This is a genomic window from Haloarcula sp. MBLA0138 (assembly GCF_055632455.1).
The window spans coordinates 983,601-1,009,556 of record NZ_CM145746.1 but is presented as its reverse complement, the minus strand read 5'-3'; the positions used below and the strand labels follow the sequence as shown (position 1 = coordinate 1,009,556).

Here is a 25,956-nt window from a genome sequence, read left to right as displayed (position 1 = left end):
GGGTGCCCGTCGCGGCTCGGGCCCGGCGACCGTCGCGTCGCGCCGTCTCAGAGGTCGCCCCGAGCCGCCATCCCCCGCAGGTCCGCCGCCCGCTCGCGGATGGCCTCGCGCTCGTCGTCGTCCTTGTCGTCCAAGTGACCGTAGACCAGCCCCATCCGGTGGTTCGAGCGCAGGTCCCCCTCGTTGCGGTCGAGGAAGTCCCAGTACAGGGCGTTGAACGGACACGCGCCCTCGCCCGTGGTCTTGGTCTTGTAGTACTGGCAGTCCGAGCAGTGGTCGCTCATCCCGTCGACGTAGTTCGCCGAGGCGGCGTAGGGTTTCGTGGCGAACACGCCCGCCCCGTACAGCCCCATCTCGACGACGTTGGGCGTCGTCACCCAGTGGAAGGCGTCGACGTAGGCCGCGTGGAACCAGCGGTTCAGCTGTGCCGGCTCGACGCCGTACAGCAGGCCGAAGTTCGAGAGCAACATCAGCCGCTCGATGTGGTGGGCGTAGCCCCGCTCGCGCACCCCGTCGACCGCGTCCGAGAGGCAGGCCATCTCCGTCTCGCCGGTCCAGTACAGCGCCGGCAGGGACTCGGTCGCGCCCAGTTGGTTGGCCGCGGCGAGGTCGGGCATCTCCCGGCGGTAGACGTGCCGGAGGAACTCCCGCCAGCCGACGACCTGTCGGACGAACCCCTCGACGCTGTGGAGGGGCGCGTCGCCCGCCTCGTAGGCCGCGACGGCCCGCTCGACGACCTCGTCGGGCAGGAGCAGGCCGAGATTGAGCGATGTCGACAGCAGGCTGTGACACATCGCCCACTCGTCGGCGCGCATCGCGTCTTGATACGGGCCGAACTCGGGCAGGCGGTGGGCGACGAAGTCGTCGAGCGCCCGGACCGCTCCCCGCCGGGTGACCGGCCAGTCGAACGCGACGGGGTCGGCCCAGTCGCCGCCGTAGGGCGGTTCGTCGTACCCCCCGTCGAACGTCTCGCGGACCCACTGCTGGACCTCGCGGGTCGTCTCGTCGGGCTCGAACGACGGCGGAGCGGGCGCGTCCCAGTCGTCGGGGGGCGTCTCCCGGTTCCGGTCGTCGTAGTTCCACTCGCCGCCGACCGGCTCGCCGTCGGCCATCAGATATCCCGTCTCGCGGCGCATGAATCGGTAGAAGTCCTCGTGGCGGTAGCGCCCGTCGTCGGCCCACTCGTCGAAGGTCGCGGGCGAGCAGAGGAACCGCTCGTCGGGGACGAACTCGACGCGCCCGCCGGCCGCGGCGACCACGGCTTCGAGCCGGTCGCGCGCCCCCGCGGCCTGTGGCTCCGGCGTGACGAGCGTGTCGTCGGGATATGCATCGAAGTGGGCGTCGAGGCCGTCGGCAAACGTCTCCACCCGTCGGTAGTCGACCGTCCGGCCGTCCGCCCGGCAGTCGTCGCGGAAGTGCCGCATGGCGCTGAAAACCAGCGTCAGTTTGTGCGGGTGGTAGGGGAGCTTCCGGGCGAACGACTCGGCCTCGACCAGCAGGACCCGCTCGTCGGGCCGGCGGGCCAGCGGACCGCGCCCGCGGACGAGGTGATCGCCGCGAATCCAGACCGTCATCGGGAGTCCCTCGCGTGCATCGTCTCATGGGAGGGACGCCAACCACATCAACCCCGGACCGAACTGTGTCGGTACGGGCGAAACGACCGGTTTTTGACCCCACGGCTTGGACAGCGTGTATGACAGGTGCCATCGACAGGCGTGCGTTTCTCCGCAGCACGGCGGCCGTGACCGGTACCGGACTGCTGGCCGGCTGTGGCGGCTCGGGCGACTCCGGCTCCGGTGGCTCGGACGGCGGCTCCGGAGACACTACCACGAGCGACGCCGGGGGCTCCGCGCCGTCGGCCGTCACGCAGTACCTCTCGAACGCCGACAACTTCGACGGGGACGTCACCGACAGGACCGGCACCGGCACCGTCGAGGTCCGGGTCGGCGCAGAGGGCAACGGCGGCCACTTCGCGTTCGCGCCGACCGCGGTCCGAATCGACGCCGACACCGACGTGAACTGGTCGTGGACCGGCGAGGGGTCGACGCACAACGTGGTCCACGAGGGCGGCGAGTTCGAGAGCCAACTCACCGCCCAGTCGGGCAACGACTTCCAACACACCTTCGAGACGGGCGGCGTCTATCGCTACTACTGCGCCCCGCACAGGGGAATCGGAATGAAGGGCGCGGTCGTCGTCGAGTGACGACGGCCGGCCTCACGGCCGCTCGGTGACCGACGACCGCCGGGCCAGCGACAGCGAGTACGCGATGACGGCGAATCCGAGCGCGGTTATCGCGCTCTCGACGACCAGCGCAACGCCCGTCTCGACGCCGAACAGTTGGTCGGCGATGCCGGCGACGAGCGAGCCGACGGTCACGGTGGCGAATCCGACGGCGAGGTAGCCAAGCGCCGTCGACTCTGTCGTCGACGCCGCGCGCGCGGCCAGATACGTGACGAGCGCGCCCAGCACCAGCGTCACCGACTTGAACCCGAGGACGGCGAGGGGGACGTGGCCGCTCATCTCAGAGTTCCTCGCTGACGCGCGTCCAGAGCCGCGCGAGTCGCTCGTCGGGCGATTCCTCCTCCCGGAACAGTTCCACCTCGAAGGCGTCGTCGCCCTCCAGCGGGACGGCCAGCCCGGTGCAGTCGCGGACGTAGGCCGTGGCGTGGTGACCGTCGGTCCTGATGTCGGTCCGCTCGGCGACGAGGCCGGCGTCGCTCAGTCGCTGGAGCTTCCGGTACGTGCTCGTCTGAGCCAAGCCACAGCGGTCAGCCACCTCCTTGGCGGGGCGTGGCTCCGACAGCACTCGGAGGATGTCACGACACTCGGGGTCGGCCAGCGCCTCGAATACTGCCTGTCTGTCTGGGTCTCGGTCACGTGTCACCGGAGGGGCCTCCTGTCTGGTGTCGCGCGTCGTCGCGAGGGAACGGGCTAGTAGGGAAGTCACGGTCCAGTCGTCGGCGTGTCTGGTACGGGGCACACGGCGGGTGCTCGGAGGATGCCCACGTTCGTCGTAAAAACCCCCGTTTTGTAAAGGCCAGTCGTTGATTTCCACGAACTGGAAAGCGGACCCCCCGTTTTCACGCCCAGCGGGCAAACAGTTCGGACGCGATGGACCGACCCTCCACACGACGAGCGTTCCTCACGAGCACCGCCGCCTCGGCCGCGCTGGCGACGGCCGGCTGTCTCGGCTCGACGAACAGCCAGCCGGCGGCCGAGGCCACCTCGACAGCGACCGACACGCCCGAACTGACGCCGCCCGAGTCGCTCGACGACTGGCTCGCCGACGCCAACGGCTACGACGGCGAACCCCGCAGCTACGGCGTCGGCTCCACGCCCTCCCTCGCCGTCGGGGAGGAGACCGACGACGGGTTGGCTTTCGGCCCCGCCGTCGTCGAGGTCCCCCCGCTGACTGACGTGCGCTGGGACTGGACCGGCCACGGCGGCCAGCACAACGTCGTCGCGCTCGATGGCACCTTCGACAGCGGCCGCACCAACGCCCAGCCCGGCACCAGCTACCACTACTTCTTCGAGGAGACCGGCGAGTACCCGTTCGTCTCCGAACCCGACCGCGACGCGGGGATGAAAGGCGCGGTCATCGTCCGCGAACCCCCGTCGACGGGCTACGAGCGCGTCGACGCGTGGCTGGACGACACCGGCACCTTCGACGGCACCGTCGTCGACCGCACCGACGCCGACGAGGCCACCGTCGCCGTCGGCGCGGAGGGCACCATCGGCCACTTCGCGTTCGACCCGCAGGTCCTGAAGGTGTCGACCGACACCGCCGTCGTCTGGGAGTGGACCGGCGAGGGCGGCGGCCACAACGTCGTGTTCAAGGACCACGACATCGCCTCGGACGACATCTCCCCCGAACCGTCGACGACGTTCGAACACTCCTTCGACGCGCCCGGCCAGTACCTCTACTACTGCGCCCCCCACCGCGGGGTCGGCCAGAAAGGCGCGGTAATCGTGGAGTAGCGCCGCAGTCAGTGCGTTTCGCGCTTCGCTGGCGGCGCTCGCTCACTGCGTTCGCTGCACGGGCGTGGCGGGAGTGAGCAAACGCGAAGCGTTTGCGAACTACGCCACGGCCGCGAGTGTGTTTCGAGCGACCGCTCGAAACCACGAGCGGGCGTGGCGGGATTCGAACCGGAGCAAGACGGTCGCCTCACTCCGTTCGGCGCTGCGACTTGCAGGGTTCGAATCTCCGAGCCGTTTCACGCCTCCCTGCCGCTCGGCGGAAACGGGCGTGGCGGGATTCGAACCACGGTCACTCCCGTTCGCTCGCGGCGCTCGCTCACCTTCCGTTCCCTGATTAGAATCCCGCCATGCCGGTTCGCTCACTACGTTCGCTGCACGGGCGTGGCGGGATTCGAACCCGCGCTCTAGGGGTTAGGAACCCCTCACCCTCGTCCACTAGGCCACACGCCCTGCGGGAGGCGACGGGACACCGGCGAAAAACGCTTTCGCTCGGTCGGGCGAGCGGAGAGGTGAGAGACGAAGAATCGGGGGCGGCGTCAGTTCTCGGCGGTCGACTCGTCGGCGTCGGTGGCCGTCGTGTCGGTAGCCGTGGCGTCGGTCGTCGTCGCTTCGCCGGCCTCGCCGGCGGCTTCGTCGCCCTCCCGAATCTCTTCGAGTTCCTGTTCGACTTCTTCGCGGCCTTTCTGGAACTCGCCCATCGCCTCGCCGGTCGAGCGGGCGAGCTTCGGAATCTTGTTCGCGCCGAACAGCAACACGGCGAGCAGGAGGATGACCAGCAGCTCCGGCCCACCGGGGATGCCGCCGAACAGCGGTACGAATATGCCTGACATCGTGGTCGGATTTTACGTGGTTGTTATTATAGTCTTTTTGCTCAGCGCCACCGTAGTGTCGCTCTGTTGCCCGTTTCGACCCGAAGGGATTACACGGTGTGGTTCCTACGCCGGAGCGATGGTCGCTGTCGGCGACGACGCCCCACGGTTCACCGCACCGCTCGCCAACGGCAACGTCGACGAGGTCAGTCTCGACGCCGCGCTCGAAGACGGCCCGGTCGTGCTCGCGTTCTTCCCCGGCGCGTTCACCGGGACCTGCAGCGACGAGCTATCGACGCTGGACGAGCGGGTGTCGGCAGTGACCGATACCGACGCGACGCTGTACGGCGTCAGCGTCGACACGCCGTTCGCGCTGAACGCCTTCCGCGAGGAACTCGGGCTCTCGTTCCCGCTCATCAGCGACAGCGACCGGACGCTCGTCGAGGCCTACGACCTCGGAATGGACTTTCTGGGCGTCCCCGACGTGGCGAAGCGGGCGGTGCTGGTCGTCGCCGCCGACGGGACGGTCACGTACCGCTGGGTCAGCGACGACCCCGGCGTGGAACCGGACTACGACGCCGTCTTCGATGCGGTTCGAGCGGCCTGACCGGCGGTGTTTAGTTTAGCAGGAACCAGCTCGTAGAGCCAGAAAGCCCCCGTTCTCTCAGCTCCCGCGACTCGCTGTCGTTCGAGAGAGCGAAGCTCGCTCGTGATGACGAAAGACGCGGAGCGTCTTTCGAACCACGCTCCCGTAGGTGCTTGCGTCGTCGGGGTTCGCTGAGAGAACGGCCCCTTTCAGCCCCACCCACGCCGGCTGGCCAACCGGCTACGGACGGGGCTTTCTGGCTGTTCGCAGTCTATTTCTCTTAACTAAACACTGCCGCCTGAGCCCGGCGAGGCTTTTTCTCGCTCGCCGTCGATGTGGTGTCTATGAGCAGCGATACGGCGGCGGAGAGCGGCCGCGTCTACGAACCCGACGGCGACCACGCGTTCCCCGACAAGCGGGTCAACGACGTTCTCGCGGCCGTCGCCGACGACGCCGAGATTCAGGCCTACCTGGACGCCCAGAACGTCAACCCGGTCACGCGAAAGCGGTACAACGACCACGGCGCCAAACACATCAGCATCGTCCGCAACCGGGCGCTGTGCCTGTACGACCTGCTCAAGCGCGGCGGCGTCTCGTTCAACGGGGCCAGTCAGCAGGGTCTCGACGAGGCCGACGAGCCAGTCATCGTCGCCCTCGCGGCCACCCTCCACGACATCGGCCACGTCGTCCACCGCGACGACCACCCCTACTACTCGATTCCGCTAGCGGCGGACCTGCTCGACGACTTCCTCGATGATTTCTACGACACGCCCGACGCCGTCCGGGTGAAAGGCGAGGTCCTACACGCGATTCTCTGTCACCACACCGAAGAACAGCCGCTGACCCTCGAAGCCGGCGTCGTCCGCATCGCCGACGCCTTGGACATGGAGCGGGGCCGGTCGCGGATTCCCTACGAGCGGGGCGGCCGCGGCATCAACACCGTCTCCAGTCAGGCCATCGAGCGCGTCACGCTCACCACCGGCGACGAGACGCCCGTTCTCGTCGAGATAGCCATGAACAACGCCGCCGGCGTCTATCAGGTCGACAACCTGTTGAAGGCGAAGCTCCGCGACTCCGGGCTAGAGGACCACGTCCGAATCGTCGCGATAAACAGCCACGAGGACGACGACAGAATCGTCGAGCGCATCGAACTGTAGCCCGACGCTCGTGTCACGGTACCAACGCGACACAACGGTTTTGTAGCGGCGACTCGAAGTCGTGTGTATGAGTCTCACACCCATAGATAGGCGGCAGGGCAGCCGGGAACAGCCGCCCCCGGACGAGACGACAGAACCGTCGCTCCGGACCCGCCTCGCCGCTCGACTGCGGTCGGTCGTCGCGTCGGTGCCCCTCGGCGAGCGGCTTCTCGCGTGGCGCGACCGACGGGGCCGTCCCAAGCCCATCTCCCGTGTCCACACCGACGGGCTGGCCGACGACGCCGTCGCTCCTCCGGAGTGCCCGCCGGTCGCCGGCCTGCCCGACCGCCGCCGGCCCTTCGCGTACCCCACGCGGAACCACGCCGAGCGAAACCCCGTCGAACTGGTGGGCCGCGAGGACGGCAGCAAACTGACCGTCGCGCTGCCGGACAACCCCGATACGGCGCTGACCTCGGACACGTGGGAGCGCGTCGAGCCGTAGCCCTCGGCGCTCGCGCCGTGGACCCGTCGCTGTCGGGTCCCTGTCGCGTCCGTCCCTCGCAGAATGCGGCGGCCGGGATTTGAACCGGACCGAGACGGTTGTGCTCGCTCACTCCGTTCGCTGGGCGCACTGCGACTCGTAGGGTTCGAATCGCCGGGTTTCGCATCCGCTCGTCACGTCCGTTCCTCGCAAAATGCGGCGACCGGGATTTGAACCCGGGCCATGAGCTTGGAAGGCTCAGGTCCTACCACTAGACCACCGCCGCGCAGACGCTCGCTCGTGCGGCGACGGCGCGTCCGAGTGCCGCAGTCGGCGAACGTACCACCTCGTAGTCGGGAGGTCGTTAAGGGCGTTTCCCTTCCGGTTCGACGACGGCGTAGCAGTTGCCACTGGAGAGTTCGAGCGACGCCAACGCGAGTTCGCTGGCGGCCACGTCGCGCTCGAACTCGGCGGGCGCGTAGATGTGGTAGAACCGCGGGACCGTCTCGCCGCCGGGGAGCGTCCAGTCGACCGTCGTGTCGAACCCCTTGTCGGCGTCCGCGGCCGCGTCGAAGCGGTCGTGGGCGGTGCTCCACGCGCTAACCAGCGCCCGGCCGTCGGGCGCGAGGACGCGGGCGAGTTCGTCCAGACTGGCGCGGCGGGCGGCCCGCGAGGGGAGGTGATGCAGCGTGGCGACGTAGACGGCCAGCGAGACGCAGCCGTCCCGCAGCGGGAGTCGGCTGGCGTCGCCCTCGACGAGCACCACCGACGGCGGGACGCGGTCGGCGGCGACCGACAGGAGCGCTCGGCTCGCGTCGAGGGCGACGACGTGGTCGGCGACGCCGGCGAGCAGTTCCGCGTGGCGGCCGTTGCCACAGCCCACGTCGAGGGCGGTCCCGCCGGCCCTGTGGGCGTGGTCGTCGACGAAGCGCTCGACCTCGGGCCACGCGTACTCGCGGGTCTTGGCGAAGTGGTCGCCTATCGACTCGTAGGTCGCCCGCACGGCCGCGCGAGACCGGTCTTCGGGGGGCATCCGCTACGCGTCGCCGTAGGTCTCGGGGTAGGCCTCGGCCAGCAGGTCGGCCTCGTCGGTCAGTCGCTCGCGGACGGGGTCGATGACCGCGGAGATGGCGTCGGCGGCGGCGGGCTTGAGGTCGGCCGGGTGGAGTTCGCCGCTGACGAAGTCCGCTTCGAGGGCCGCGTAGTCGTCGTAGGTCAGGTCGCCGCCGTACTCCTCGGGACGCTCGACGACGAACGTCTCGTCGCGGACCTCCAACACCGGGAAGACGAGGTGGTCGAGGTACTCCAACACGCCGTTGTCCTCGACCTCGCCAGCCGGGCAGTAGGCCTGCCCTATCTTCTCCTCGACGGCCTCGGGCGAGTCGGTGAGGTTGACCTTCGAGGCCTCGTCGGAGGCACTCATCTTCCCGCCGGTCAGGCCCGAGAGCAGCGGCGCGAACAGGCAGACCGGCGCGTCGCCGCCGTGGTCGGGCAGGACCTCCCGGGAGAGCATGTAGATGCCGCGCTGGTCGACGCCGCCGTAGGCGATGTCGGCGTCAAGCGCCTTCACGTCGAGCGTCTGCATCAGCGGGTAGAGCAGTCCCCCGAGGTTCGGGCTGTCGGACTCCCGGACGACCTCACTGGCGGCCCGCTGGGACCGGGCGATGGTCGTCTCGGCGGCCATGCGGTACATCTCCAGCGTGTACTCCTCGTCGAGTTGGAAGTCGGTCCCGCGGACGAACTCGACGGCGTCGGGGTCGCCGCCGGCGGCGGCTATCATCCCCTCGATGGCTATCTCGTAGTACTCCGAGCGGGCGTCCAGCAGGTCGAACGGGGACTTCTCGTCGTCCAAGTGGGCGTGCAGGTCGGCGATGAGCACCGTCACGTCCACGTCGGCCCGCAGGAAGTCCGCGAGCTTCCGCATCGTCGTGAAGTGTCCGATGTGCATCTCTCCGGTGGGCGCGTAGCCGATGTACGCCGAGGGGTCGCCGTCGTCGAACAGCGCTTCGAGCTCGTCCTCGGTGACGACCTCCTGCGTGTGCCGGGTCGCCAGCGCGAGGCGCTCGTCGGTATCCATACGGGCCGGTCCCCGCTCCGGCGAGTAAAGCGTTCCTGTGTGGGACCACGGCCGTGCCGGCGGCGGGTGCCGCGAGCGACACCCTCTACCGGCTCCAGTCCAACCGCCTCGCATGTATACGGGGAAGCGCGAGACGGCCTGTTGCCTGTGCGGGACCCCCGAGACGGCGACCCGCCTCGACCTCCCGCCGCGGGCGGTCCCGCTGCTCAAGCACGGCGACCCAATCGCGTGGCGGGACATCGTCGGCGAGGTGTCCATCTACTTCTGTGGCTCGGACTGGGAGACGGTCCGCGACCTCGTGTTGGAGACGGGGATGAGCCCGCTGTCGCGGTGCAACGCTGCGAAGGCGGACTTCGACCTCCGGCAGGACTTCGAGGCCCTGCTCAACGACGTGCGCGACGAACCGGACCACACCGAGCTGGAGGCGGAGATGCGCGAGGCGGCCGCCGACGCGCTCGCCAACCGCGGCGACCCCTACGTCGAGGAGCGGGACGTGGTCGAGGCTCGGGTCGTCCAGTGGGTCTTCGAGGACACCGACCCCGGCGCGGCGGACGACGCCGACGCCTGACCGGGGTTCGCGGGGCGTGGCGACGGCCGGCGACGCCGCGTATCCAAACTGTTTTGAGTACCCACGGCCCTGTGTGAACCGATGACTACGCGCGTAGGTATCCTCGGGGCGACCGGGGCTGTCGGCCAGCGACTCATCCAGTTGCTCGACCCCCACCCCGACTTCGAGATAGCCGCACTGACCGCCAGCGAAGACAGCGCTGGCCGCACCTACCGGGACGCCGCCAAGTGGCGCATCAACCACCCCATTCCCGACGACGTGGCCGACATCACCGTCGGCGCGACCACGCCCGAGGACGTGCCCGACGACGTGGACCTCATCTTCTCGTCGCTGCCCTCGTCGGTAGGTGCCGAGGTCGAACCCGAGTTCTGCGAGGCGGGCTACGTCGTCTCCTCGAACTCCTCGAACGGCCGGATGGACCCCGACGTGCCCCTCACTATCCCCGAAGTGAACGCCGACCACGTCGACCTCATCGAGGTCCAGCGCGACGAGCGCGGCTGGGACGGCGCGCTCCTGAAAAACCCCAACTGCTCGACCATCACGATGGTCCCACCGCTGGCGGCGCTGGACGACGCCTTCGGCCTGACCGACGTTCGCGTCTCGACGCTGCAGGCCGTCTCCGGCGCGGGCTACTCCGGCGTCACGTCGATGGAGATAATCGACAACGCCATCCCCCACATCGGCGGCGAGGAGGACAAGATGGAGAGCGAGTCCCGGAAGCTGCTGGGCTCGTTCGACGGGGCCGAGGTCGACCTCCACGGGATGGACGTGGCCGCCTCCTGTAACCGCATCCCGACGCTGGACGGCCACTTGGAGAACGTCTGGGCCGACACCGCGGAGGCGGCCACCGCCGCCGACGCCGAGGCGGCGATGGAGTCGGTCACCGGCCTCGACCTGCCGTCCTCGCCCGACGACCTCATCCGCGTCTTCGACGAGCCCGACCGCCCCCAGCCCCGGCTGGACCGTGACGCCGCGAACGGCATGGCTATCGCCACCGGCGGGTTCCAAGCGACGACCGACGGCGTCCAGTTCAACTGCCTCGCCCACAACACGATGCGCGGTGCCGCCGGCGCGAGCGTCCTGAACGGCGAACTGCTGCTCGAGCGCGGCTACCTGTAGCCGGTCCGTCGCGTCGCCGGCGCGGTCCCCGAAGCTAGGATAGGTCGACCTGATTCCGCAGGCCGTCCCACGACCCCGTCTCGGCGGCCCGTTCGACGTTCTCGGCGACGATGTCGGCCAACCGGTCGTAGTAGCTCGGCGTGTGGCCGGCGTTGTGGGGCGTTATCAGCGCGTTCTCGAAGCCCCACAGCGGGTGGTCGCCCGGCAGCGGTTCGGGGTCGGTCACGTCCAGCACCGCCGCGCCGACGGCGTTTCGCCGCAGGGCGTGGACCAGCGCGTCCGTGTCGACGACGCCCCCGCGGGCGACGTTGACCAGCACCGCCGAGGGGGGCATCGACTCCAGCACCGCGTCGTCGACGAGGTTCTCGGTGGCGTCGGTCAGCGGACAGGCCAGCGCGAAGAACTCCGTGTCGGCGACGGCCTCGTGCATCTCGTCGAAGCCATACACCTCGTCGGTGGGGCCGCCCTTCTCGGGGGAGTAGCGGACGCCGACCGTCTCCACGTCGAAGCCGTCGAGCCGGTCGACGATGGCCTCGCCGATGGCCCCCAGCCCGACGACACAGACCCGACTACCGGCGAAGTCCCGGGACTTGAACGACTGCCAGACGCCGTCGCGCTGCTGGCGGCGCGCGCGCAGGAACCCCCGGCACGTCGAGAGCCACGCCCCGATGACGTACTCCGCGACGTTCGGCCCGTGGACGCCTGAGGCCGTCGTCAGCGCGACGCCGTGGTCGGCGAGTTCGCCCAGCGGGAGGTGGTCGTAGCCCGCGTAGGTGCTGGCGAACAGCCGCAGGTCGTCGGCGTGGCCGAGGACGCCGTCGGGAACGTTGCTCCCGGTGACGACCGTGGCCGTCCGCGAAAGTTCGCGCTCGGCGGTGGGCGTGCGGGCGACGGCCACCTCGCGGTCCGGAAGCCGCTCGCGCAACGCGGCGGCGTACTCATCGATGGGCATCCCGTGGATGTTGTGCCGCAGGACGACGATGTCGGTCATCGCGTCTCGACACCCCGTGTGTCTCGCATACCGGACGTGCGTTGGGAATCGGGAAAATAGTGGCGGCGCTCGCTCGCCGGCCTTAAACCGCCGTTTTCGGCCGATTAAACTATCGTGAACGGTTACAACGGAATGGTACGTATATGGTAATCGGCTCCGTCGCCCCGGTCGAGACATGGGATTCGACGGGACAGTTGCGGTAGTCGACGACGACCCCGGCTGTCGGGAGCTGTACGAGCTGTGGCTGTCCGAGACAGGCGACGTCTGGACGACGGGGGACGGACGCGCGGCGTTGGACCGCATCGACGACGGGGTCGACTGCGTCGTCCTCGACAGAGAGATGCCGGCGATGTCCGGCGAGGCCGTCGCCGAGTCGCTCGCCGCCCGGACGCCCGACCCGCCGGTCGTGATGGTCAGCGGCGTCACGCCGGACGTGGGGCTGTTGGAGGTCCCGGTCGACCACTACCTCACGAAACCGGTCGACGGTGACGCGGTCCGGCGGGCGGTCAGACGGGTGACCGCGTGGGAGGCGTCGCCGGCCCCGCTCCGGGACGTACTCGCGCTCCGGGCCCGTCTGCGCGCCGTCGAGGAGGCCGTCGAAGCGTCCCGCCTCGAACGGTCCGAGGCCTACATCGACGCGAAACAGCGTCTCAGGGCGCTCGACGGCCGGTGGGACTACCACGCGGTGACCAGTGGGGAGTCCGAATCCCGCTCGGACAACGCTGTGTAGGCCGGCGAGACAATAGGTTTTAGCCGTCGCGGGGCAGGGTAGGCCGTATGGAACACGTAGACGTAGCGATTGTCGGGGGCGGGCCGGCGGGCTCGTCCGCGGCCGAGGCGGCGGCTCGTCGGGGTGCCGACGCCGTCGTCCTCGAGAAGGGCGTCCCGCGCGAGGACCGCGACGGGCCGGGCCCCGACTCGACGGACGCCGCCGGCCTGCTGGACTACTGGGTCGACCTGATGGGGTTCGAGCGCGACGAGTTCCCCGAGGATGTCGTCCTCAGTGAACTGGAGGGGGCGACCTTCTACGGCCCGCACACGGAGCTGACGCTGACCGACACGGGCATCGAGTCGACGTACGACGGCTTCGGGTTCACCTTCCACCGCGCGCGCTTCGACGACTGGCTCCGCGAGCGGGCGACGACCGCCGGCGCGGACTACCGCGTCGGCGTCAGCGTCACCGGCGTCGACACCGCCCCCCGTGGCGACCCCCGGCACACGGTCCACCTCGCCAACGGCGACGACCTGACCGCCGACTTCCTCGTGCTGGCCGACGGTCCACAGCGCACCGTCACCAACCCCGTCCTCTCGCAGTTCCTCCCGGGCGAGCGCTCGATGTCCGACGTGCTCCCCTCGAACGAGGCCAACCACATCGCCTATCAGGAACACCGGCGGATGCCCGAAGAGCTGTTCGACCCCGACCACATCGAGTTCTGGTGGGGGTTCATGCCCGGCCACACCGCCTACCCGTGGATATTCCCCAACGACGCGCCCGTCGCCCGCATCGGTCTGACGATGCCCATCGGGCTGGACATCGACGACTACGACCGGGGCGAGTGGGGCCTCCTGCGCGAGGACGACCAGAGCATCCCGCGGGGCGGCGAGTACGTCGAGCGCCTCCTCGAAGACCAGTTCCCCGCCTACGACCTCGCGGACTTCCCGCTCGTCGAGGACCGCGGGAAGGCCAAGGGAACCGAGACGTACGCCATCTCCTCGACGCGCCCCATCGAGTCGCCCGTCGACGCCGGCGTCGCCGTCGTCGGCGGCGCGATGGGAACCACCTCGGCGTTCCACGAGGGCGGGGACCACGTCGCCGTCCGGACCGGCAAAATCGCCGGCCGCCTCGCCGCCGACGACAGGCTGGAGCGGTACAACCACCAGTGGCGCGCCGCCATCGGCGACGAGATACTCCGCAACGTCGTCTTCGCCGACTTGGTCCGGGACTACCGCCCAGCGGATTGGGACCACGCGTTCTCGACGGCCAGTTCGATGATGAACGCCGGCGGCGTCCGGACGAGCGAGGCGCTGCGGGCCGGCCTCGACGGCCTCAAGGTAGCCGCGTCCTACAAGTGGGGGAAGTTCCGGAACCGCGACGGCCGCTACGTCCAACTGCGGGAGTCGGATTTCGCCGTCTGAACGCCACGCTTAGGTGCGCCGGCGGCGTAGTCGGTCTGCGTGCCTTCAATCCCCGGCCGAGGCCCGCCACCGGGACGATGACCGTCCGGAGAACCCGGGCACGCGACACCTGTCGCCATACGGCGACCGCCCGGCACGAGGGTTTACCGGCCGACGCGGCACACCGCCGAGGACGACGCCGGTCGTTAGTGTTCCGGGCGACACTGACAACATCATAGATACTTCTCTGCGGATCGAGACGCGACGCTCGACTGAGAGCTGACACGCACCGATACAAGGATACGTTTACCTACTCTCTCCGGCGAATAGAGGATGGAACGTATCGGAGAGGGTGAGTAACTCACCGACAATCGCGTCAACGTAGGTTTCGTGTGAATCGTCTCCGATAACGGCTTCGTGCCCAACCTGTTTGAAGCCGATATTCACCTTTCGATGGAAACGCCACTTGTAATCGGGGAGTTTCTCAGTATGTTGTGAGGCGACCGATTTGAGCGATTCCCGTTCTTCCGGGGTGAGATTGTCTGAACTTTGGATTTGCAATCTAACAGTTGTGTGGCCTGTATCACCGATTTCGCCGACAAAAACGTCGTACCGAACCGCGTCGTGATGCTCCGGATGCGTTGATTCGAACGAAGTGCGCTTGTTGTACCCAGCATACTCTGGGTCTGCTTCGAGATACGTAATATCCGTCTCAGTCAGAAACTGGTCTCGGACTGCCTGAAGGGTTTCGGAGGCATCAGCCGTAGTTGACGTGCGAGACCTCGTCAGTGCCGCCTCAAACACATCTTGTAGGAACTCAGCCCCATCGTGTGAGAGGGTCCTGAGCTGTTCGAGAACGTCCTCGTAGTGTACGATAGAATCGAATCCCGTCTCGTCGTCCTCGGACACGTACCTCTCCGGGGCTAACAAACAGACGGTATACGAGTCCCAATCGTCACGTTCGACGCGGAACTGGCCCCGGTTGTAGTATCGCTCGATCTGGTTTGGTTGCTTGGCGGCGTCTATTTTGTTTTCGACCAATACGATGTGTCGGTCCCCGTTTGTCGTGACGAACCCGAACTCAATATCGGATTCACCTTCACCGGCGTAACTCGCGTGTATCGCTCCGCCGAGATACTCACCGACCTCGATGTCGGGGTCAACTCGAGAAACGAACCAGTGTCTGAATACATCGGAGGACTCTGCCAACTGAGCTACAGAAAAATCGATTTCGTGCTCTCCGACAGTCTCGAAGATGGTATCCGATTCAATTTTCACCTGCGACCGTTCGTAGGGTTGATGCATGATTTTTCCCCCGGTGCGGTGAATATCGCCCGCCGTCCTCGCGGGCGGAGTCAGCGATTCCACGGGGCCGCCTCGCGGTCGAAGAGGCGCGTTCGCTCGTCAATCGACGCGAGTCGCTCGACGTCCTCGTCGTCCAGCGCCCGCGTGAGCGCCCCGAGGTTGTCCCGGATGTGCGCCCGGTCGGCGGACTTGACGACGACCTTCACGTCGTACCGGAGCAGCCACGCGAGCGCGACCTGTGCCGGACTGGTATCGTGTTTCGCCGCGACGGCGCGCACCTCGGGGACGGTCAGGACGTCGCCGCGAGCCAGCGGGGACCACGCCACCACGTCGATGTCGTGGGCGGCGGCGTAGGGCAGTAGCTCGGCCCGCTCGCCCTCCGTCGGCGGCAACAGCGGGTGCATCTGCATCTGATTCGCCGCGACGGGCGCGTCGAGGACCTCCCGGGCCCGCTCCAGCGTCTCGACGGTGAAGTTACTCACGCCGACGTGGTCGACGTACCCCTCGTCGCGGAGCGCGTCGAACGCCGGCAGCGTTTCCTCGGGGTCGTAGGCGTCGATGGGCCAGTGGACGTACAGCATGTCAACCGAATCGGTGCCCAGCGCGTCGAGGCTCGCCTTCGTGCTCGCTACGACGTCGTCGTACGCGAGGTTGCTCGGGTCGACCTTCGTGGCGAGGAAGACATCGTCGCGGGGGACCGCCGAGCGCTCGATGCCGGCACCGACGAGGCGCTCGTTGCCGTACATCTGGGCCGTGTCGACGTGGCGGTAGCCGGCCTCCAGCGCCGCCGCGACGGCGTCGACACACGTCTCGGGGTCGTCGCCGCCGAACGCGCCGGCGAGGCCCGAGGTCCCGAGGCCGAGGCGTGGCAAGGTCCGAACCATTCCCTCGATTGACGTTCCCGAGCCTCATGGAGGTGTCGGCTGCGGGGTCGGTTCGCATGCTAACGGTCCCCTTGAAGGGCGCGCGGGGCGAAGTGACGAGCGTGCCATACGCGAACAACGAGGGGGTCCGCCTCGCCTACGAGCGCGAGGGGCCCCGCGCGGGCGACCCCGACGACGCCGAGACGGTGGTGTTCGTCGAGGGCGTCGGATACGGGACGTGGATGTGGCGCTGGCAACACCGCGCGGTGAGCGAGCGCTACGAGAGCGTCCGCTGGGACAACCGCGGCACCGGTGACTCCGACGAGCCGGTGGGCCCGTACACGATAGGGGAGATGGCGGCCGACCTCGAAGCGGTCCTCGACGACGCCGGTATCGAGCGCGCCCACGTCGTCGGCGCGAGCATGGGCGGGATGATAGCCCAGCAGTACGCGCTGGCGTACGACCGGGCCGCGACGCTGACGCTCATGTGTACGTCGCCGGGCGGCCCCGACGCCGTCCCGGTCCCCGAGGAGACGCGGGCGCGGATGTACGACGTACCGGACGACCTCGACGAGCGCGAGGCGATACGCTACAAGATGGCACCCGCGCTGAGCCGGGAGTTCGCCGCCGAGTACGACGACCTCCTCGACAGCATCGTCGACTGGCGGCTGGCGAGCGACGCCGGCGAGCGGGCCCGCCGCTGGCAGGGCGCGGCGGTCGAGGCCTTCGACGTTTCAGAGCGTCTCGACGAGATAACGGTGCCCGCGCTCGTCATGCACGGCACCGCCGACCGGGTGGTCCCCTTCGAGAACGGTGAACTGCTGGCCGACGGCCTCCCGGACGTGCTCTTCGACCCCGTCGAGAGCGCCCCGCACCTGTTTTTCATCCAGTACCGCGAGCGGGTCAACGACGCGCTGCTTGAGTTTCTCGACGATGTCTGACCACGGACCGGGGGACTGGGTCGGCGCGTGGAGCGAGAAGCGAGCGGCGCTGACCCCCGACCGCGAGGGGCTGGTCGACACGACGACGGGGCGGCGCTACACCTACGCCGAACTGGACGCCCGCGCCAACCGGACCGCCCGCCTCCTCCGGGACCGCGGGGTCGCAGACGGCGAACCGGTGGCCGTCGTCTCGCGGAACCGCCCCGCCGTCTTCGACCTCTTCTTCGCCGCGGGGAAGACCGGCGGCGTTCTCGCGCCCCTCTCGCACCGCCTCGCGCCGCCGGAACTCGGCGAACTGCTCGACCGCGTGGCCCCGCGCGTACTCGTCGTCGAAGCGCCCTTCGCCGCCGGCGTTCGGACGGCCCTCGACGAGCACGCCGAGGCGTCACCGGCGATACTCACGCTGCCCGACGACGGCGACGATGGTGGGGGTGGCAGTAACGGCGACGACGATGGAGAGACGGCCCCGTTCCCCGACGCCCCGTCGTACGAGGCCGCTCGGCCGGCCGCCGACGGGCCGGTCGAGACAGCCGCGCTCGACCCCGAGGACCCCCACCTCCTGTTACACACCGGCGGGTCGACGGGGACGCCGAAGGAGACAGTGCTGACACACGAGGGCATCGTCTGGAACTCACTGAACACCATCACGGCGTGGGGCCTGCGCGAGGACGACACCACGCCGATGGTGTTCCCGACCTTCCACACCGGCGGCTGGAACGTCCTCACGGTGCCGGTGTGGCACATGGGCGGGACGGTCGTCGTCGCCCGCGAGTTCGCCGCCGGCGATGTCCTGCGCGTGTTAGCCGAGGAGTCGGCGTCGGTGCTGGTGGCCGTCCCCGCCGTCCTGCGGGCGATGGCCGACCACGCCCGCTGGGACGGGACCGACCTCTCGACGCTCCGGGTCGTCAAGAGCGGCGGCGGCCCCTGCCGGCAGCGCGTCATGGAGGCGTGGTGGGACCGCGGCGTCGATCTCTCGCAGGGGTACGGCCTCACCGAGTGCGGTCCGAACAACTTCGCCATGCCCGACGGGTGGCCCCGCGAGAAGGCCGACTCCGTCGGGAAACCGGCCGTACACGTCGACGCCCGTGTGGTCGCGGACGGCGAACCGGTCGAGCGGGGCGCGGTCGGCGAACTGGAACTGCGCTCCCCACACGCCGCGGCCGGCTACCTCGACAGCCCGGAATCCGAGGCGACGTTCGGCGAGTGGGTCTCGACCGGCGACCTCGCCCGGGTCGACGCGGACGGCTACTACTACGTCGAGGGGCGCAAGAAAGAACTGTTCGTCAGCGGCGGCGAGAACGTCTACCCGGCCGAAGTCGAGGACGCCGTCGCCGACCACCCGGCGGTCGGCGAGGTGGTCGTGGTTCCGGTCCCCGACGAGCGGTGGGGACAGGTCGGTAACGCCGTCGTCGAACCGGCCGACGGGGCGAGCGCGGCGGCCCTCACGCTCGACCGTCTCCGAGAGTTCCTCGACGGTCGACTGGCGCGGTTCAAACACCCCCGGCACCTCACGTTCGTCGACGCGATGCCCACGAGCGGCCCGGAGAAGATAGACCGCGAGGCCGTCGCCGAGCGGTTCGGTGAGAGCGAGTGAGCGCCGCAGGGCCGGCGGGAGACGCCCTACGACGGGCCGCCGGCCAGCGCCGTCCCGACCGCGAACAACAGCCCGGTCCAGACGGTCGTGAGGACGCCCGCGACGACCGTCGACGCCGTCGCAGCGCGGACCGGGGCCGCCAGCACACCCGCGAGGACGCGCCGGTGGCCGGGCTCGTCGGCCGCCGACTCGAACAGCGTCGCCGTGTCGACGGTGCTTGGAAGGGACGTGAAGCCGAAGGCGACGCCGAGCCAGAGACAGACCGCAGCGGCCGGTCCGGCGAGCGCGGCCGCGGCGGCGAAGGCCGCGGCCCCGAGCAGCGAGTTCCCCAGAAACGGCGCGACGGCGACGGCGAAGTCGGCCCGGAACGACTCGACCGGGCCGTGGACGAGCGCGGTGTCGTCCCCCCACAGGTCGAACGAGGGAGCCGACACCACCGGGACCCCGGTCAGCCGGCAGGCTACGGCGTGTGCGTACTCGTGAGCGACGATGCCGGGGCCGACCGCGACGGTCACGAGCGCGTTCGCGAGCGAGGCGAGACGGGAGGGCATACCGTGTGCGAGCGTGACGGGGCGGGCGTTAGGCCTCGTCGAAGAGGGTGTCGCCCTCGACCATGTGTTCCTCGACGGCGTCGAGGTCGAGCGTCAGGCCCAGCCCCGGCTCCTCGGGAATCTCGATGTAGCCGTCCTCGATGACCGTCTCCTCGACGAGGTCCTCCCACCAGCCGAGTTCGTAGGAGTGGTACTCGACGGCCAGCGAGTTCGGAATCGCGGCTCCGACCTGCGCGCTCGCCATGGTCGCGATGGGCGAGGAGACGTTGTGCATCGCCACGGGGATGTAGTACTGGTTCGCCACGTCGGCGACCTTGCGGGTCTCGCGCATGCCACCGACCTTGGGCATGTCCGGCGCTATCATGTCGACGGCCTGCTCCTCGATGAGGCGGCGCTCCTCGGTCACGCGGTAGCGGTTCTCGCCGACGGTGATGGGCGTGGTCGTCGACTTCGTGACTTCCTCCTGAACTTCGAGGTTCTCCGGGGGCACCGGGTCTTCCAGCCACCACACGTCGTACTCCTCGATGGCCTCGGCCAGTCGCTTGCCGGAGCCACCGGAGAACGTCCAGTGGCAGTCGAAGGCCACGTCGGCCTCGTCTTTGACCTCCTCGGTGACCTTCTCGACGATTTCGGCCTTGTGGCGGATTTCGCCCGGGCGGAGGTGGCGGTTCGCGCGGTCCTTCTCCAAGCCGCTGGGCACGTCGAGGTCGAACTTCAGTGCGTCGTAGCCGAGTTCGTCGACGACGCGGCGGGCCTCCGCGGCGCAGGCGTCGGCGTCGGCCTCCTCCTCGGTATGGCAGTCACAGTAGACGCGCATCTCGTCGCGGTACTTGCCGCCCAGCAGCTGGTAGGCCGGCACTTCGAGAATCTTGCCGGCGAGGTCGTGCAGCGCGACCTCGATGCCCGCGATGGCGGTGACGGTGACGCCCTCGACGCTGCCCTCGCCGGACATCTTCTGGACGAGGTGCTCGTAGAGGCGGTCGATGTCCAGCGGGTTCTCGCCGACGACGAACGGCTTCATCCGCTCGATGAGTTCCGGAACGCCCGCGCCCCAGTAGGCTTCCCCGGTGCCGACGACGCCCGCGTCGGTGTAGATGCGGACCAGCGTCCACGGGAAGTTCCCGTCGACCATCGTGGTCTGTACGTCCGTTATCTCCACGTCGCGGCCGCCACCGCGCTTGGCGGTGACGCCCATCGTCTCCGCGGAGAGCTCCCGCATCGTGTACTCGGCGTTCGGGTCGTGTAGGTCGGCGTAATCGACGTCGTTCGCTTGCCCCATGGCCGGGATTTACTACCCCCGTTACAAAAGTGTAGAGGGATTCGATGTCCGGCGTGGCGGCACGGACGCCGCCGTCGCTGGGCTCGCTCGGCACGAAGAAATGTGGAGTCGCTTCCACGCTCCCCGGTTCAATTCTCTCTTTTCGTAGCGTAAATAAATTGCGGAGCGGTTACGCCGAGTCGAGCGCGGCGACGATGTCGGCCGTCGCCGCGTCGACGTCCCACGTCGAGACGAACGTCGACAGCGCCGTCTTCAGTTCGATGAGTTGGTCCGGCCGCACGCCGAGGCCGTGCGTGATAGAGCGCGGCTGGGTCCGGGAGCGCTGGAAGTCGTCCTGCTGGTCCTGCAGGAACGAGGTAAACGCCGAGGTGTCCACGTCGGTCCGAGGCGGAATCGACCCCTTCTTGCGGTTGAACCGGCGTTGGCCGTCGGCGGACCCGGCGTACGAGAGGAACGTCGAGACCGCGTCGGGGTCGCCGACGCCGGTCCCCGAGACGACGGCGTCCATGTTCATCGCGTACAGCCCTTCGGTCCCCGGGAAGGGGACGTGGTCCCACGACTCGCCGTACGCGAACCCGTCGGTCCCGGTGTACGCGCCGGCCGCCCAGTCGCCCTGATGGAAGAAGACGGAGCCGCCGTCGACGAAGCGGTCGTTGGCCTCGGTCAGCGAGAGATACAGCCGGTCGTCGGTCGCGAGTTCGGCGTACGCCTCGACTATCTCCAAGGCGTCGGCGACGGCTCGCCGGTGCTCCGACGCCGCGCCGTCGGTTATGGCGCGGTAGGTGTCCGCGTCCTGCTCGCCGAGCAGAACCGTCTCCCACATCTGGAGGACCGTCCACGGGTTCTTCATCGGGAAGAGCATCCCGGCCGCGGCGGCCTCGTCGTCGGCCTGCCGGAGGACCGTCACGAACTCCCGCGGGCTGTCGACGCTTGCGGGGTCGATGCCGAGTCGCTCGACCGCCGCCACGTCGTAAAAGAGGTTGTTGATGCGGTGGATGTTGAGCGGGACGGCGCGGTAGGTGCCGTCGAAGCGGGCCGCCTCCGTCGGGCCGTCGAGGTAGCTGCGCTCCATGTCGCCCGCGGCCCAGACCTCGCTCACGTCGCCGACGACGCCGGCCTCGGTGTAGGGCCGGAGGTTCCGGCCGGGCCACTCTATCCACACGTCCGGGGGGTCCTCGCGGAGGATGCGGCTCTTGACTTCGAGGCTGAGGTTCTCGTCGGTCACGTCGCCCAGCGATACGTCCGGGTGTCGCTGCTGGAAGCCGTCGAGGAACGCGTCGAGCGCCGCCCCGCCGTCGCCGCCGACCAGCCGGTGGAGCAGTTCCACGCTGGGCCGGCGGTCCGGAGCCGAAAGCTGTGCCATTGCCGGGACCTTCGTGACCGGGCCGTAATCAAACTACCCCGCCTGTTCTCAGATGTGATTACTCGGACACGATAATTTATATGGCGCATCTAGAAACGTAATACCATGTCAGACTCCCTTCGAAGAAGCGCCACTGCCGCCGTACTCGGGCAACTGGGGCACGCCCTGTATCAGGCGGTCGTCGTCACGGCTGCGCCGTCGGGAGCTGCGCTCGGTCTCTCCGCAGCCGGCTTCGCGGTCACGGTGGCAGGTGGGGCGTACTCCGTCAGGCACGTGCGTTCGCAGACAGACGCGATTCGAGCGACACGGGACCGCCTCCGCGAGGAGCGTGACACTGCCCGAGCCGAACTGGCGCGGGCGAGAGCCGAACGCGACGACGCCCGCGAGACAGCGCGGACGGCCGCGCCCGCAGGGCCAGCGGTCGCGACGGCCGACGGCGGCGTCACCTCCGCGGACGGGACCGATGTACCGGAGATAGAGAGCTACCTCGACGACCAGCGAGCGACCGTCAGCGCCGTCGGGGACGGCGACCTCACCCGGCGGCTCGACGACGACACGCCCGCGGTCTCGCTCGACGAACTCGCCGCCGAGTTCAACGAGATGGCCGCGGCGTTCGAACAGACCATCGACACGGCCGGCGAGTTCTCCGAGGACGTGGCCGGCTCCTCCGAGCAGGTGACGGCGGCGACCGAGGCCGTCAAGGACGCCTCCGAGAGCGTCGCGGGGACGGTGCAGGAGATAGCCGACGTGTTCCACGAGCAACACCAGCAGATATCCACCATCAGCGAGGAGATGTCGGACATGTCCGCGACCATCGAGGAGATAGCGGCCTCCTCGACCGAGGTCACCGAGATGGCGGACAAGACCGAGCGACGCACCGTCGAGGGCATTGAGGCCGGTCGGGAGGCCCACGACACCATGGAGACGACGGTCGACCGGACCGACGAGGTCGTCGAGACGGTCCGGACGCTCCACGAGCGAACCGACGAGGTCGGGCAGATAGTCGACCTCATCGACGACATCGCCGAGCAGACCAACATCCTCGCGCTGAACGCCTCTATCGAGGCCGCTCACGCCTCCTCCGGGGCCGAGAACACCGGATTCGGCGTCGTCGCCGACGAGGTCAAGACTCTCGCCGAGGAGACCAAGGACGCCACGAACCAGATAGAGACGCTCATCGCGGACATCCAGACCCAGACCGAGGAGGCCGTCGACGAGATAACGGCGATGCAGGACGCCGTCGAGGACGGGCAGACCGCCGTCGAGGAGGGGCTGGAGGCGCTCGAATCCATCATGGAGCACGTCCAGAAGACCAGTTCGGGCGTCGAGGAGATCAGCAACGCGACCGACGACCAAGCCGCGACCTCCGAGGAGGTCGCCGCCATCGCCGACGACGTGGCCGAGGTCTCCCGCGAGAACGTCGAGGAGGCCGAACACGTCGCCGCAATCGCCGAGGAGCAGAACCTCGCGCTTGGCGAGATGTACGTCAACGTCAAGATGCTCACGATGCGCGCCCAACAGCTGACGACGCTGTTCGAGCGCTACGAGACGAGCGGGTGAGCGGGGCGAACGCCCCGGCCCCGCGGTCGCGTCACTGCTATCCCGAGGCGGTCACCGGGACCGCCGACGGTGCTGTCCGGACCGACGTTACTGGAAGGTCCGGCCGACCTTCTCGTCGTCGCCGACGCCCGGTTCGGCCCGCTCGAAGCGCTGTTCTATCTCGTCGTAGCGCTCGCGGGTCTCCTCGGTGACGCTCGGGGCGACCTCGCCCAGCGCGTGCTCGAAGTGGTCCATCGTCACGCGGACGTTGCCGACCGAGTCGGCCATCTCCTCGCGCGCCACGCTGTTGATGAACTCGCGGGTCGCGGCCATCGACGCCTCGCGGCAGACGGCCTCCACGTCCGCGCCGACGTAGCCCTCGGTGCGACGGGCCAACTGGTCGAGGTCCACGTCGTCGGCCAGTGGCTTGTCGCGGGTGTGGACGCCGAAGATGGCCCGGCGGGCCTCCTCGTCGGGGACCGGGACATGGACGTGGCGGTCCAGCCGGCCCGGGCGCAGGAGCGCGTCGTCGATGAGGTCCGGGCGGTTCGTCGTGGCGACGACCACCACGTCCTCCATCTCCTCGATGCCGTCCAGTTCGGTCAGTAGCTGGGAGACGACCCGTTCGCCGACGCCGGAGTCGGTGGTGCCACCGCCCCGCTCCGTGGCGATGGAGTCTATCTCGTCGAAGAACACCACCGTCGGGGCGTTCTCGCGGGCCTTGCTGAACACCTCGCGGACGCCCTTCTCGGACTCGCCCACGAACTTGTTCAACAGCTCCGGCCCCTTCACCGAGATGAAGTTCGAGTCGGCCTCGTTGGCGACAGCCTTCGCCAGTAGCGTCTTGCCGGTGCCCGGCGGGCCGTACAGCAGGACGCCCTTGGCGGCGTCGACGTCCATGGACTCGAACACCTCGGGGTATTCGAGGGGCCACTGGATGGTCTCGCGCAGGCGCTCCTTGGTGTCTTCGAGGCCGCCGACGCTCTCCCACGTGGTGTCGGGCACCTCGACGAACACCTCCCGGAGGGCGGAGGGCTCGATGCCCTTGATGGCCTCGCGGAAGTCGCGCTCGCTGACCTCCAAGGCCTCGAGGACCTCGGCGTCTATCTCGTCGGATTCGAGGTCCAACTCCGGCCGGATGCGCCGGAGAGCGCTCATCGCGCCCTCCTTGGTCAGCTGTTCGAGGTCGGCCCCGACGAAGCCGTGGGTGTTCTCGGCGTACTCGTTGAGGTCGATGTCCTCCGAGAGGGGCATCCCGCGGGTGTGGACCTGCAGGATTTCCCGGCGGCCGTCCTTGTCCGGGACGCCGATCTCGATCTCGCGGTCGAAGCGACCGCCCCGGCGCAGGGCGGGGTCGATGGCGTCGACGCGGTTGGTCGCGCCGATGACGATGACCTGCCCGCGCTCCTCCAGCCCGTCCATCAGGCTGAGCAGTTGCGCGACGACGCGGCGTTCCACGTCGCCTTGGGTCTCGCCGCGCTTGGGTGCGATGGAGTCTATCTCGTCGATGAAGACGATGGCCGGGGACTGCTCCTCGGCCTCCTCGAATATCTCGCGGAGCTGTTCCTCGCTCTCGCCGTAGTACTTCGACATTATCTCCGGGCCGGAGATGGTCGTGAAGTAGGCGTCTATCTCGTTGGCGACGGCCTTCGCCATCAGCGTCTTCCCGGTGCCCGGCGGGCCGTGCAGCAGGACGCCCTTCGGCGGTTCGATGCCGAGTTGCTGGAACAGTTCGGGGTGGCGCATCGGCAGCTCTATCATCTCCCGGACCTGTTCGAGTTCGTCGTCCAGCCCGCCGATGTCCTCGTAGGCCACGTCGGGCGTGTCACGCCCGCTCTCGCTCCCGCCGCGTATCTGCTCGGCGGGCTTCTCGCTGACCTCGATGTCGGTGGAGTCGGTGACGACTACGGTCCCCGACGGCTCCGTGTCGGCCACCTTCAGCGGAATCTTCTGGCCCGACATCGAGGACAGCGGACCGAGCCCGAAGCTCACGGGGACCGTCTGGCCCTGCGTGACGGCCTGCCCGCTCAGGTTGTTGCGAATCATCGGGCCGACGTTGCCCCGGACCCGGAGGTTCTGGGGCAAGGCGACGGTGACGCTCGTCGCGGCCTTCACTTCGGCCTTCTCGACGTTCACGCTGTCGTCGATGCCGACGCCACACTCCTGTCGGAGTTGGCCGTCGATGCGGACGATGTCCTTGCCCTCGTCCTCGGGGTAGCCCGGCCAGACCCGCGCGACGGCCTTGTTCTGTTGCCCTTCGAGGACGATGTAGTCGCCGTTTTCCAGTTCCATCTCGTCCATCGCGGCCCGGTCGATGGCCGCGAGGCCGCGCCCCGCGTCTTTCTGCTTGAGTGGTTTGACAGTGAGTTTCATCGGTCGTCTCCCTCGTTCTCTGACAGTTCGATAGTGAGGACGCCGTTGTTGATAAACGCTCGTGCGTCACCGGCGGGCACGTCGTACTCGTGTTGCTCGCCGTCCACGACGACGATGACCGTCCCGTCGACGACCTCGACGCTCGCGTCGGCGGTCGGTCCCACGTCCACTGCGAGGACGGCGGAGCCGTCGTCGTAGTCGTACCGACGGAGCGCAGTCTCGTCTAACAGGGGTTGTTCTGCGTTCATGCTAACTATACGTAAGCCATACTAGTATATAAATCTTTG

Annotated in this window: 26 protein-coding genes and 2 tRNA genes; 12 read left to right on the top strand and 16 right to left on the bottom strand. The window is 68.5% G+C overall.

The features are described 5' to 3' along the window. Positions 1-47: 47 nt before the first annotated feature. Positions 48-1,574: a cryptochrome/photolyase family protein gene (locus tag ACV7JO_RS05195; protein ID WP_470355280.1), complete on the bottom strand. Its 1,527-nt coding sequence runs from the start codon at positions 1,572-1,574 to the stop codon at positions 48-50. Between the two features lie 119 nt (positions 1,575-1,693). Here ACV7JO_RS05195 and ACV7JO_RS05190 point away from each other — a divergent pair, with 119 nt between their 5' ends. Beyond that, positions 1,694-2,203, top strand: a complete 510-nt coding sequence (locus tag ACV7JO_RS05190; protein WP_470355279.1) for a halocyanin domain-containing protein — start codon at positions 1,694-1,696, stop codon at positions 2,201-2,203. Between the two features lie 12 nt (positions 2,204-2,215). Here ACV7JO_RS05190 and ACV7JO_RS05185 read toward each other — a convergent pair whose 3' ends face one another. Together ACV7JO_RS05185 and ACV7JO_RS05180 are read right to left on the bottom strand one after the other, a co-directional pair. Then, positions 2,216-2,521, bottom strand: coding sequence for a DUF7521 family protein (locus ACV7JO_RS05185; RefSeq protein WP_470355278.1), 306 nt, complete (start codon positions 2,519-2,521; stop codon positions 2,216-2,218). Between the two features lies 1 nt (position 2,522). Continuing rightward, positions 2,523-2,885 carry a helix-turn-helix domain-containing protein gene (locus tag ACV7JO_RS05180; RefSeq protein WP_470355277.1) on the bottom strand — a complete coding sequence of 121 codons (363 nt, stop codon included), beginning with the start codon at positions 2,883-2,885 and terminating at the stop codon, positions 2,523-2,525. Between the two features lie 227 nt (positions 2,886-3,112). On the opposite strand from ACV7JO_RS05180, the gene ACV7JO_RS05175 reads away from it, so the two are divergent. Further along, complete coding sequence (locus ACV7JO_RS05175; RefSeq protein ID WP_470355276.1) at positions 3,113-3,979, top strand: halocyanin domain-containing protein; 867 nt, start codon at positions 3,113-3,115, stop codon at positions 3,977-3,979. A 376-nt stretch (positions 3,980-4,355) separates the two neighbouring features. On the opposite strand, the gene ACV7JO_RS05170 is transcribed toward ACV7JO_RS05175, so the two are convergent. Beyond that, positions 4,356-4,429: transfer RNA gene (locus ACV7JO_RS05170), tRNA-Arg, on the bottom strand. An 86-nt stretch (positions 4,430-4,515) separates the two neighbouring features. After that, positions 4,516-4,809 (bottom strand): twin-arginine translocase TatA/TatE family subunit, encoded by a 294-nt coding sequence (gene tatA / locus ACV7JO_RS05165; RefSeq protein ID WP_470355275.1) that lies wholly within the window; start codon positions 4,807-4,809, stop codon positions 4,516-4,518. 118 nt (positions 4,810-4,927) lie between these two features. Here tatA and ACV7JO_RS05160 point away from each other — a divergent pair, with 118 nt between their 5' ends. From ACV7JO_RS05160 to ACV7JO_RS05150, 3 genes are all read left to right on the top strand, one after another. Beyond that, a complete protein-coding gene (locus tag ACV7JO_RS05160) occupies positions 4,928-5,395 on the top strand; it encodes a redoxin domain-containing protein (protein ID WP_470355274.1) in 468 nt (155 codons plus the stop codon). Positions 5,396-5,718: 323 nt separating this feature from the next. Next, positions 5,719-6,531 carry an HD domain-containing protein gene (locus ACV7JO_RS05155; RefSeq protein WP_470355273.1) on the top strand — a complete coding sequence of 271 codons (813 nt, stop codon included), beginning with the start codon at positions 5,719-5,721 and terminating at the stop codon, positions 6,529-6,531. A 67-nt stretch (positions 6,532-6,598) separates the two neighbouring features. Further along, the gene (locus tag ACV7JO_RS05150) at positions 6,599-7,012 is read left to right on the top strand and encodes a hypothetical protein (protein ID WP_470355272.1); all 414 of its coding nucleotides are present in this window, start codon (positions 6,599-6,601) and stop codon (positions 7,010-7,012) included. A 194-nt stretch (positions 7,013-7,206) separates the two neighbouring features. Here the strand turns inward: ACV7JO_RS05150 and ACV7JO_RS05145 are convergent. The 3 genes from ACV7JO_RS05145 to ACV7JO_RS05135 all read right to left on the bottom strand — a co-directional run bounded on the left by ACV7JO_RS05145 (position 7,207) and on the right by ACV7JO_RS05135 (position 9,068). Then, a tRNA-Gly gene (locus ACV7JO_RS05145) sits at positions 7,207-7,277 on the bottom strand. A gap of 78 nt (positions 7,278-7,355) precedes the next feature. Further along, on the bottom strand, positions 7,356-8,024 hold the full coding sequence (locus ACV7JO_RS05140; protein ID WP_470355271.1) for a class I SAM-dependent methyltransferase: 669 nt from the start codon (positions 8,022-8,024) through the stop codon (positions 7,356-7,358). Between the two features lie 3 nt (positions 8,025-8,027). Further along, on the bottom strand, positions 8,028-9,068 hold the full coding sequence (locus ACV7JO_RS05135; RefSeq protein WP_470355270.1) for a tyrosine--tRNA ligase: 1,041 nt from the start codon (positions 9,066-9,068) through the stop codon (positions 8,028-8,030). Between the two features lie 112 nt (positions 9,069-9,180). On the opposite strand from ACV7JO_RS05135, the gene ACV7JO_RS05130 reads away from it, so the two are divergent. Further along, positions 9,181-9,636, top strand: a complete 456-nt coding sequence (locus ACV7JO_RS05130) for a DUF7960 family protein (protein WP_470355269.1) — start codon at positions 9,181-9,183, stop codon at positions 9,634-9,636. An 81-nt stretch (positions 9,637-9,717) separates the two neighbouring features. Further along, positions 9,718-10,755 carry an aspartate-semialdehyde dehydrogenase gene (asd, locus tag ACV7JO_RS05125; protein WP_470355268.1) on the top strand — a complete coding sequence of 346 codons (1,038 nt, stop codon included), beginning with the start codon at positions 9,718-9,720 and terminating at the stop codon, positions 10,753-10,755. Positions 10,756-10,789: 34 nt separating this feature from the next. Here asd and ACV7JO_RS05120 read toward each other — a convergent pair whose 3' ends face one another. Further along, positions 10,790-11,746: a D-2-hydroxyacid dehydrogenase gene (locus ACV7JO_RS05120; RefSeq protein WP_470355267.1), complete on the bottom strand. Its 957-nt coding sequence runs from the start codon at positions 11,744-11,746 to the stop codon at positions 10,790-10,792. A 175-nt stretch (positions 11,747-11,921) separates the two neighbouring features. On the opposite strand from ACV7JO_RS05120, the gene ACV7JO_RS05115 reads away from it, so the two are divergent. Then, a complete protein-coding gene (locus ACV7JO_RS05115) occupies positions 11,922-12,476 on the top strand; it encodes a response regulator (protein WP_470355266.1) in 555 nt (184 codons plus the stop codon). Positions 12,477-12,523: 47 nt separating this feature from the next. Next, the gene (locus ACV7JO_RS05110; protein WP_470355265.1) at positions 12,524-13,882 is read left to right on the top strand and encodes an NAD(P)/FAD-dependent oxidoreductase; all 1,359 of its coding nucleotides are present in this window, start codon (positions 12,524-12,526) and stop codon (positions 13,880-13,882) included. 285 nt (positions 13,883-14,167) lie between these two features. Here the strand turns inward: ACV7JO_RS05110 and ACV7JO_RS05105 are convergent, their stop codons facing one another. Continuing rightward, positions 14,168-15,229 carry a PD-(D/E)XK nuclease family protein gene (locus ACV7JO_RS05105; RefSeq protein WP_470355264.1) on the bottom strand — a complete coding sequence of 354 codons (1,062 nt, stop codon included), beginning with the start codon at positions 15,227-15,229 and terminating at the stop codon, positions 14,168-14,170. Continuing rightward, positions 15,217-16,050 carry an aldo/keto reductase gene (locus ACV7JO_RS05100; protein WP_470355263.1) on the bottom strand — a complete coding sequence of 278 codons (834 nt, stop codon included), beginning with the start codon at positions 16,048-16,050 and terminating at the stop codon, positions 15,217-15,219. Before ACV7JO_RS05100 ends, ACV7JO_RS05105 begins: the two co-directional genes overlap by 13 nt. 56 nt (positions 16,051-16,106) lie before the next feature. Here ACV7JO_RS05100 and ACV7JO_RS05095 point away from each other — a divergent pair, with 56 nt between their 5' ends. Both ACV7JO_RS05095 and ACV7JO_RS05090 read left to right on the top strand, forming a co-directional pair. After that, a complete protein-coding gene (locus ACV7JO_RS05095; RefSeq protein WP_470355262.1) occupies positions 16,107-16,970 on the top strand; it encodes an alpha/beta fold hydrolase in 864 nt (287 codons plus the stop codon). After that, positions 16,963-18,564, top strand: a complete 1,602-nt coding sequence (locus ACV7JO_RS05090; protein ID WP_470355261.1) for an AMP-binding protein — start codon at positions 16,963-16,965, stop codon at positions 18,562-18,564. Before ACV7JO_RS05095 ends, ACV7JO_RS05090 begins: the two co-directional genes overlap by 8 nt. A 26-nt stretch (positions 18,565-18,590) precedes the next feature. On the opposite strand, the gene ACV7JO_RS05085 is transcribed toward ACV7JO_RS05090, so the two are convergent. The 3 genes from ACV7JO_RS05085 to ACV7JO_RS05075 form a co-directional block, all read right to left on the bottom strand. After that, a complete protein-coding gene (locus ACV7JO_RS05085; RefSeq protein ID WP_470355260.1) occupies positions 18,591-19,115 on the bottom strand; it encodes a hypothetical protein in 525 nt (174 codons plus the stop codon). Between the two features lie 28 nt (positions 19,116-19,143). Next, the gene (locus ACV7JO_RS05080; RefSeq protein WP_470355259.1) at positions 19,144-20,394 is read right to left on the bottom strand and encodes a mandelate racemase/muconate lactonizing enzyme family protein; all 1,251 of its coding nucleotides are present in this window, start codon (positions 20,392-20,394) and stop codon (positions 19,144-19,146) included. A 169-nt stretch (positions 20,395-20,563) separates the two neighbouring features. After that, a complete protein-coding gene (locus tag ACV7JO_RS05075) occupies positions 20,564-21,757 on the bottom strand; it encodes an ABC transporter substrate-binding protein (protein ID WP_470355258.1) in 1,194 nt (397 codons plus the stop codon). A 105-nt stretch (positions 21,758-21,862) separates the two neighbouring features. Here ACV7JO_RS05075 and ACV7JO_RS05070 point away from each other — a divergent pair, with 105 nt between their 5' ends. After that, positions 21,863-23,317, top strand: a complete 1,455-nt coding sequence (locus ACV7JO_RS05070) for a methyl-accepting chemotaxis protein (protein WP_470355257.1) — start codon at positions 21,863-21,865, stop codon at positions 23,315-23,317. Between the two features lie 87 nt (positions 23,318-23,404). Here the strand turns inward: ACV7JO_RS05070 and ACV7JO_RS05065 are convergent, their stop codons facing one another. Then, a complete protein-coding gene (locus tag ACV7JO_RS05065; RefSeq protein WP_470355256.1) occupies positions 23,405-25,669 on the bottom strand; it encodes a CDC48 family AAA ATPase in 2,265 nt (754 codons plus the stop codon). Next, entirely contained in the window at positions 25,666-25,917 is a 252-nt protein-coding gene (locus tag ACV7JO_RS05060; RefSeq protein WP_470355255.1) for a DUF7127 family protein, read from the bottom strand. The genes ACV7JO_RS05065 and ACV7JO_RS05060 overlap by 4 nt, the downstream gene beginning before the upstream one ends. Positions 25,918-25,956: the final 39 nt, after the last annotated feature.